A 9323-nucleotide genomic window follows, 5' to 3' on the forward strand; every position below is an offset into this window, starting at 1 on the left:
GACCTCTGTAAACAAGGTCTAATTTATCATCAAAGAAAAAGAAATCAGGTGTACAAGCTGCATCGTAAGCTTTTGCAATTGCCTGGCTTTCATCATATAAATAAGGAAAATCAAATTTTCTTTCGATTTGGAACTCAATCATTTTTTCAGGAGAATCTGCTGGATATTTCTCTACGTCGTTAGAATTAATCGCAATAAACTCAATCCCCGCTTCATTATAATCTTCGTACAGCTCAGTCAGTTTATCGATAACATGAAGTACAAACGGACAATGATTGCACATAAAGATCACCAATGTACCTTTTTCACCTTTCAAATCATCTAATGACTGAATTTCATTGCTTTTTGAAGGATTCGGAAGTTCAAAAAACGGTGCTTTTGTACCTAAAGCCAACATATTTGAGGGAGTATTCATATCTTTTTTATTTGTTCACAAAGATAAAGATTTCTTTTCTTATCTAAGAGAAACGCTCGAAGATGGATGATGGAAGTTTAAGCAGTTTTTTTTGAAAAAATCAATCAATCGAGTTAAACTATGTAACCTATCTATTTTTACAATAATATTACAATTTTCTCTTCCAGCTCCCATTCTTTCTGAGTTCAGCAGTTTATAATAGTTCGCCAAAGTCTTTTCATTAAAATTAAATTTAAAAATTTGTTTGGAAGATGTATTTAAAAGTTTGTAGTTTTGCTAACACTGTTAGTAAATAAAATCATGGGTTTACATGAACGTCGTCAAAGGGAAAAAGAATCTATCCGTGCAAATATTTTGCAGGCTGCATTCACTTTGGCTAAAACTGACGGCTGGGCATCGCTTTCTATTCGTAAGATAGCTGATGCAATTGAATACAGCGCTCCTGTTGTTTATGATCATTTTGAAAATAAAGAAGCGATTTTATATGAAATTTCTATCAACGGATTTCATTGCCTGCAGATAGAATTGCTGAAGGCTCAGAAAAAACACGAAACTCCAGAAGATCAGTTGACAGCAATTGTAGATGCTTACTGGAATTTCGCTTTTAAAAATAAAGAATATTACCAACTGATGTTCGGTTTGGGAATGCAGTGCAGCGGAAAAGGTTTAATGAAAGAAGAATTTTCATCTTTTCAAGATATGATTTTCGACTGTACTTATGAAATCATCAAGAAAAAAGGATCAAATGAAGACAGCGCTTGTCACTCTTCTCACGCGTTGTTTTCTGCAGTTCACGGATTGATTTCGATTATGATGATGAGAAATGATGATATTCCTTCAATGATGAATAAAACCACTTTAGACGAAACAGTTTCGGCTTTTATTAAATCTTTGTAAATTTTTTTTGAACTAAAAATTAACACTGTTAGGAAAAGTAACACGAAACAATTAATATAATTTAAATTAAAACAAAAAGACTTTAAAAATGAAATACGATTTTTTTACCCTATTTCTTGCAATTTTTTTTACTTCTCATTAACACTGATAAGAAAAATAACACCCAAAACAAATCTAATCTAAATCTAATTTTAAATTATACTCATGGAAATGACACAGTAACTAAAGCAATTAAAATTCGTTATTTTTTTAGCTACTCATTAACACTGTTAGAAAATATAACACTATTAATTAAAAAACAACATTATCTAGATTAACACTYCATTAAAAAAATAAAACTTAAAATGAAAACAACTGCAAAAGCAAAATTAATCGTACTTATATCGAGTATCATTCTTTTACAAAATTGCACGAAAGCGGCAGAAGGTACTAATGCTGCTCCACCCGCTCCCGAATTGCCAGTTTATACCGTTACTACATCTCCGGCAACTGTTTATCAGGAATTCCCGACTGCATTGGAAGGAAAAAACAATGTGGAAATAAGATCGCAGGTTGACGGATATTTAGATAAAATTTATGTCGAAGAAGGCGCTTATGTAAGAGCCGGACAACCTTTATTTAAAATAGATTCCAGAGCTTACGGAGAGCAAATGAATATGGCAAATGCCAATTTACAGGTGGCCAACGCCAATATCCAAAAAGCGAAAGTTGAGGTTGACAGACTGGAACCTCTTGTATCTGCAAAAGTAGTTTCTGAAGTACAGTTGAGAACTGCAAAAGCCAATTATGCAGCCGCAGTAGCCGCAGCTTCTCAAGCAAGAGCTTCAGTTGGCGGAGCTAAAATTAATGTAGGATTTACAACAATTACCGCCCCTGTAAGCGGTTATATTGGAAGAATTCCTTACAAAAAAGGAAGTCTGATTTCGAGAACAGACGCCAATCCATTGACTTTATTATCAGACATCAGCGAAATTTATGCGTATTTCTCTTTAAGCGAACTTGATTTTATCGGTTTCCAGAAAAAATATCCGGGAGAAACTTTAAACGAAAAACTGAAAAATATGCCGATGGTAGATTTGGTGATTGCTGATAACAGCACCTATCCTGAGAAAGGGAAAATGAGCATCGTTGACGGACAGTTTGACAAAACTACAGGTGCAATCAGCGTTCGTGCCGTTTTCCCAAATGCAAACGGAGCGTTGAGAACAGGAAATACAGGCCGAGTTCGTATGCCGCAATTATTCGCTAACACGCTTGTCATTCCGCAGGAATCAACATTTGAAATACAGGATAAAACTTATGTATATATTGTTGGAAAGGATAAAAAAGTAACCAGCAAGCCCATAACAATTTCCGGAAAAACAGACAGTTATTACTTTATTTCTGAAGGACTTGCTGCAGGTGAAAAAATCGTTTACACCGGAATTGGAGCATTAAAAGATGGCGTTGCAATTCACCCAAAAACGATTTCTTCTGACAGTCTTTTGAAAGCAAGACCGTTGTAAAAATCGTTTAAATTTTAACCACAAAAGTCACAAAAGATTTTTCTGTTTGAAAAGGTAAAATGCTAAAATCTTAAAAGTTCACAAAAACGAAAATCAAAGATTTTCAAACTAATATGTTCTTTTTAAAAGCAATAATTAAACTTAATGTGACTAATGTGTTTAAAAACTATTGTGTCTTTTACTTCGTCGAATTTTCGATTTGTGGTAAGAGCATAGTTTAAACAACATTAAAAAATAAACTTTATGTTAAAAAAATTCATAGATAGACCGGTACTTTCTACGGTTATCTCCATTATATTGTTACTATTGGGAGCAATGTCGGTTTTCAATCTTCCGATTACCTTGTTTCCCGATATTGCACCACCAAGTGTTCAGGTGACGGCATTTTATCCGGGTGCGAATGCGGAGGTTGTTGCCCGTTCCGTTGCTGTTCCGATTGAGGAAGCTGTGAACGGTGTTGAGAACATGACATACATGACCTCAAACTCAAGTAACGACGGATCAATGACCTTGAGTGTATTTTTCAAGCAAGGTTCAGATCCTGATGATGCAGCGGTAAATGTTCAAAACCGTGTTTCAAAAGCAATGAGCCAGCTTCCGCAGGAAGTTGTACAGGCGGGAATTTCCACGCAGAAAGTTCAGAACAGTATGATTATGTTTATGGGACTTTCAAGTGATGATCCGAAACAATACGATGAACTTTTCTTACAAAATTATTTAAAAATTAATGTAATCCCGCAAATCCAGCGTATTCCGGGAGTTGCTCAGGCTCAGGTTTTCGGTACAAGAGATTATTCGATGAGACTTTGGCTGAAACCCGATAGATTAGCAACCAACAATCTTTCTCCACAGGAAGTTTTGAATGCGGTAAAAGATCACAATCTTGAAGCTGCTCCGGGACGTTTGGGACAGGGAAGTAAAGAAACGTACGAATATATTCTAAAGTATAAAGGTAAATTAAACAAAAACGAAGACTACGAAAACATTGCCATCAAATCAAACAGTGACGGTTCATTTTTAAGATTAAAAGATGTTGCAAGAGTAGAATTTGGTTCTTACACATACACCGCAGCGAACAGAGTTGATGGAAAACCGGTTGCCGGTTTTGCCATTCTGCAAACTGCAGGTTCAAACGCAAACGAAATTTTAACTGAAATTGAAAAACAGGTTGATCAGTTTAAAACTACCCTTCCAAAAGGAGTTGAGCCGATCATCATGTACAATTCTAAAGACTTTTTGGATGCATCAATTCATCAGGTTGTAGAAACTTTGGTGATTGCATTCATTCTGGTATTTATTGTAGTATTTATTTTCCTTCAGGATTTCAGATCTACATTAATTCCTGCGATTGCCGTTCCGGTAGCAATTGTCGGTACGTTTTTCTTCCTTCAATTATTTGGTTTCAGCATTAATATGTTGACATTATTTGCATTAGTTTTAGCCATCGGTATTGTGGTGGATGATGCAATTGTCGTCGTTGAAGCCGTCCATTCTAAGATGGAACAGACAGGAATGCCGGTTGAACAAGCTACTACAAATTCGATGAGCGAAATTTCGGGAGCGATTATTTCCATAACATTGGTGATGTGTGCGGTATTTATTCCGGTTGGTTTTATGCAAGGTCCTGCAGGAGTTTTCTACAGACAGTTTGCTTTCACTTTGGTAATTGCAATTCTAATTTCAGCAATTAATGCATTAACATTAAGTCCTGCTTTATGTGCTTTATTATTAAATGATCCTCAAGGAGAACATGGGGAACACGGTCAGAAAAAAGGTTTTGGAGCAAGGTTTTTCAACGCTTTCAACAAAAGCTTCAACAACATGACCAAAAAATACATTTACAGCCTTAAGTTTTTAATTAAAAATAAATGGCTTGCGGTGGGAGGTTTAGCCGTAATTACAGCAGCAAGTGTTTTCTTAATCAATAAAGCTCCGACAGGATTTATTCCTACAGAAGATCAGGGATTTGTTTTGTATGCTGTAAATACACCACCGGGAAGTTCATTAGACAGAACCCACAGAGCAACTGAGCAGATTGATAAAATCATCAACGGTGAAAAAGCAAAAAATCACCTTTGGGTAGCCGATGGAATGAACTTCATCAGTAACGCCAATGCTTCTCCTTATTCTGCAGGTTTTATTAAGCTTAAAGATTATGAAGACCGTGGCGAAATGAAAGATCCGGATCAGATTGCAGCAGCATTAACAGGAAAAGTAGCACAGGTGAAAGATGCCAATGCATTTTTCTTCAACTTCCCTACCGTACAGGGTTTTGGTAACGTTTCAGGTTTTGAATTTATGTTGCAGGATAAAACAAACGGTTCTTTTGAACAATTGGGAACAACGACTCAGGCTTTTATCGGAGAATTGATGAAACGTCCGGAAATTGCTTTTGCATTCACAACTTATGCAGCCGGAAATCCTCAATATACCATTGATGTGGATACCGACAAAGCCAATCAGTTGGGAGTTTCTATTACAGAATTGATGCAAACCATGCAGATTTATTACGGAAGTAGTTTCGTTTCAGATTTCAACAGATTCGGGAAATATTACAGAGTAATGGCTCAGGCTGATATTCCTTACAGAACCGATGCGAATTCAATGGAAGGAATTTATGTTAAAAATAAATCGGGCGAAATGGTTCCTGTAAAAACTTTGGTAACATTAAAAAGAACTTTCGGACCTGAAACGGTTTCAAGAAACAACCTATTCAACGCCGTAACCATCAACGGAACTCCAAAACCTGGTTATAGTACCGGAGACGCCATTAAAGCGGTGGAAGAAGTTGCTCAAAAATCGCTTCCAAGAGGTTATGGTTACGAATGGACCGGAATTACCCGTGAAGAAATAAAAACCGGTGGGCAAACTGCTTTTGTATTTATGCTGAGTATTTTGTTCGTGTATTTCTTATTAGCAGCTCAGTACGAAAGTTACATTCTTCCGTTTGCAGTTATTTTAACGATTCCTACAGGGATTTTCGGAGTATTTGCTTTCACAGGATTGGCTGGAATTGACAATAACATCTACGTTCAGGTCGGATTGATTATGCTCGTCGGATTGTTAGCGAAAAATGCGATCCTGATTGTAGAATTTGCCGTTCAGCGAAGAAAAGCAGGAAAAACTTTAATTGAATCTGCGCTTCAGGCTTCAAGATTACGTTTAAGACCTATTTTGATGACCTCATTTGCTTTCATTATTGGTATGTTACCGCTAGTTTGGACYCAAGGTGCAGCAGCAAAAGGAAATCACTCCATCGGAATCAGTACCGTTGGCGGAATGTTTACAGGAGTTGTCTTTGGGATTTTCATTATTCCGGTGATGTATGTGATCTTCCAGTATTTACATGAAAAAATGCCGAGCAGAAAACAAAAAAGACTTCAAAGACAAAAATTGGAAGAAGAACTTTTGGCAACAGCACATTAATAAAAAATGATTGACAAAACTTTGAGAATTGTTGAACCACAAATGACACAAATCTTTTCACAAAATAAACACAATCATCACTAAAGACGGTTTGCTTCTATCTCAAAGTTTTGTGATCAATTTAATTTATATAAAATATGAAACGAATAAAAAATATAATCATCGCTTTCGGACTTGCATTAGGTGCGGTTTCTTGTGTTCCAAAACTGGCATACACAGAACCTGAACTTGAGCTTCCAGAGCAATTTAAATATACGGCAACCGCCGATACAGCAAGCGTTGCAAACTTAGAATGGAAACAGTTTTTCAGTGATCCGATATTGCAAAATTTAATCGAAAAAGGAATTAAAAACAATTACGATCTTCAGATTGCTTTAAAACAAGTCGCTTCTTCACAGGAAAAACTGAAACAGGCAAAATATCTTCAATATCCCGATGTAGGTTTCGGAGTTTCAGCTCAGATTTCAAAACCTTCCAAAAACAGCATGAATGGGCAAAGCTTGAATTTATTTTTAGGTCAGAGTCATGTTGAAGATTATAATGCTGCATTTAATTTGTCTTGGGAAGCAGATATTTGGGGGAAAATGAAAAACCAACAGGAAGTTTCAAAAATGCAGTATCTGCAGACTTATGAAGCCACAAAAGCAATTCAGACACAGGTTGTCGCAGCAATTGCTCAAGGGTATTATAATTTATTGATGCTTGATAAACAATTACAGATTGCAAAATCAAATTTAGATTTAAGCAACAATACCCTTTCTCTTACTGAAAAATTGTGGCAAAGCGGCGACACCACTTCGTTGGGAGTTCAGCAGGCAACTGCTCAAAAGCAATCGACAGAACTTTTGATCACTCAATTAGAACAAAATATTGCGATTCAGGAAAACGCGTTGAGTATTTTGGTGGGTGAAAATCCAAATAAAGTTGACAGAACCATTGAAATGTCAGACACTTCTTTACCACAGGATATTTCGGCCGGACTTCCGGCTGCAATGGTAAGTCGTCGTCCGGATGTTCGTCAACAGGAATTGGTTTTATTGGAATCAAATTCTTTGGTAGGAATTGCGCAGGCAAATATGTATCCTTCATTGAAAATCACAGCAAATGGCGGTGTCAATTCATTTAAAATTGATAACTGGTTTCAGATTCCGGCTTCATTGTTTGGTTCTGTTTTGGGAGGATTGACTCAGCCTATTTTCCAGAAAAGACAGTTGAAAACAGATTTGAATGTTGCGAAAATTCAGAGAGAGAAAAACGTTTTGGCATTCCGTCAATCTGTTTTAAATGCAGTTGGTGAAGTTTCTGACGCGTTGGTTTCTAATGAAAGTTTAAAAGTTCAGGAACAAAAAGCTACAGAACAGGTAACAACTTTAAAAAATGGAATTAAAAGCGCCGAAATGCTTTACAAAGGCGGAATGGCAAATTACTTAGAAGTGATTACAGCTCAGGGAAATTCTTTACAGGCTGAACTGAATCTTGCGTCAGTAAAAAGACAGAGATTGAGCAGTATTGTAGATTTGTACCGGGCTTTAGGCGGCGGTTGGAAGTAGTAAATTAAATTATATTGTTTGAAGTGCGGTCTTTCGGGATCGCATTTTTTTTTGTTTTAAAATTAAATCTTCAGCGCTAACATTTATCCACTCTGTCATTCAGAACGGAACAAAGTGGAGTGAAGAATCTATAAAATATTTGCAGAGATTCTTCCTTCATCAGAATGACAATACAGAGTTTTAAACCATTAAGTGCATTTAAGTTATTAAGTTTAATTAAGAAAAATCAAATAGATTTTTTAATCAGCATTATACTAAAAGCAAAGCTCACCTTAATATTCTAAACTCCTTAACTAAAATCTTAATGGTTAAAAAAGAATTATTTTTAAAATTGCTCATTAATATACCCAATCAACCCATTAAAATCCTCCTGCGAATATCCCAATTGCAAATAATGAATATCATCTGCTTTTCTGTACCAAGTCAATTGGCGTTTTGCATACCTTCGGCTGTTTTTCTTGATTTCAGAAACAGCAAATTCCAAATCCCATTCTCCATCAAAATATTTAAACAATTCAGCATATCCAACTGTGTTCAAAGCTGTCAAATGTCTGAATTTTTCCAAATCTTTTGCTTCGTCCAGCAAACCTTTCTCCAACATAATATCCACTCTCCTGTTGATCCTGTCGTACAATTCTTCTCTCGGAGCTTCAATCCCGATCCGGATAACATTAAAATCTCTTGAATCTTGTGAAACAGCAATCAATTCAGAATATTTTTTATCGGTTTGCCAAATCACATCAATTGCCCGTAAAAGCCTTCTGTGATTGTGAAAATCTACTACTGAAAAATATTCAGGATCGAGTTCTTTCAACATTTCCTGAAGTTTTTCAATGCCTTCGTTATCCAGAATTTCCTGTAATTTAACTTGATTCTCTTCATTCGCTTCCGGCAAATCATTCAGACCTTCAATCACCGCTTTTTCATACATCATACTTCCGCCAACCAAAATGACCGTATCATATTTTTCAAAAAGTCCGTTGAGTTTTCTTAAAGCATCTTCTTCGTATTGTCCGATCGAATAATATTCCTGAACCGAAAGATTACCTATAAAATGATGAGGTGCATCTGCCAATTCTTCTGCAGATGGAGAAGCTGTTCCGATAACCATTTCCTTAAAAAACTGGCGCGAATCGCAGGAAATTATTTCTGTACTGAAATGTTTCGCCAAATCAATTGCCAATCTCGTTTTTCCAATTCCGGTAGGTCCTACAACAGAAATCAAATTTTTATTTTTCACTTTGCTAAATTACAAAAACAAGATAATTGGAATTTAACTATTAAGAATATTTAGGAAGTTAAGTTTAATGAAGAAAAAATCAAATAGATTTTTTATAAGCATTGTCTTAAAGCGAAGCTCATCTTAATATTCCAAACTTCTTAATAAAAATTTTAATGGTTTAAAATAAATTTTAAATCGAGTAATTTGTCATTAACGTTAAAGTTTCATCTTATCTCACTATAGACTTAAATGTTTATCTTTGTACGACAATAAAAAACTATGATTTTATCAATGACCGGCTTTGGTAG

The 9323-nt window shown here is 35.7% G+C and carries 6 protein-coding genes; 4 read left to right on the top strand and 2 right to left on the bottom strand.

The window, feature by feature from the left end; genetic code table 11:
• A partial coding sequence (locus AB4Y90_RS14460) for a redoxin domain-containing protein (RefSeq protein WP_441558247.1) occupies window positions 1-415 on the bottom strand: 415 nt, incomplete at its 3' end.
• 300 nt (window positions 416-715) lie between these two features.
• Between AB4Y90_RS14460 and AB4Y90_RS14465 the strand changes: the two genes are divergently transcribed.
• The 4 genes from AB4Y90_RS14465 to AB4Y90_RS14480 all read left to right on the top strand — a co-directional run bounded on the left by AB4Y90_RS14465 (window position 716) and on the right by AB4Y90_RS14480 (window position 7793).
• A complete protein-coding gene (locus AB4Y90_RS14465) occupies window positions 716-1312 on the top strand; it encodes a TetR/AcrR family transcriptional regulator (RefSeq protein WP_441558248.1) in 597 nt (198 codons plus the stop codon).
• Window positions 1313-1656: 344 nt separating this feature from the next.
• A complete protein-coding gene (locus tag AB4Y90_RS14470) occupies window positions 1657-2817 on the top strand; it encodes an efflux RND transporter periplasmic adaptor subunit (protein ID WP_441558249.1) in 1161 nt (386 codons plus the stop codon).
• Between the two features lie 243 nt (window positions 2818-3060).
• Window positions 3061-6243, top strand: a complete 3183-nt coding sequence (locus AB4Y90_RS14475) for an efflux RND transporter permease subunit (protein ID WP_441558250.1) — start codon at window positions 3061-3063, stop codon at window positions 6241-6243.
• Between the two features lie 137 nt (window positions 6244-6380).
• A complete protein-coding gene (locus AB4Y90_RS14480; RefSeq protein ID WP_441558251.1) occupies window positions 6381-7793 on the top strand; it encodes an efflux transporter outer membrane subunit in 1413 nt (470 codons plus the stop codon).
• Between the two features lie 325 nt (window positions 7794-8118).
• Here the strand turns inward: AB4Y90_RS14480 and miaA are convergent, their stop codons facing one another.
• Window positions 8119-9033, bottom strand: a complete 915-nt coding sequence (miaA, locus tag AB4Y90_RS14485) for a tRNA (adenosine(37)-N6)-dimethylallyltransferase MiaA (RefSeq protein ID WP_441558252.1) — start codon at window positions 9031-9033, stop codon at window positions 8119-8121.
• Window positions 9034-9323: the final 290 nt, after the last annotated feature.

The organism is Chryseobacterium sp. 2TAF14 (genome assembly GCF_052115105.1).
Taxonomy (GTDB): domain Bacteria; phylum Bacteroidota; class Bacteroidia; order Flavobacteriales; family Weeksellaceae; genus Chryseobacterium.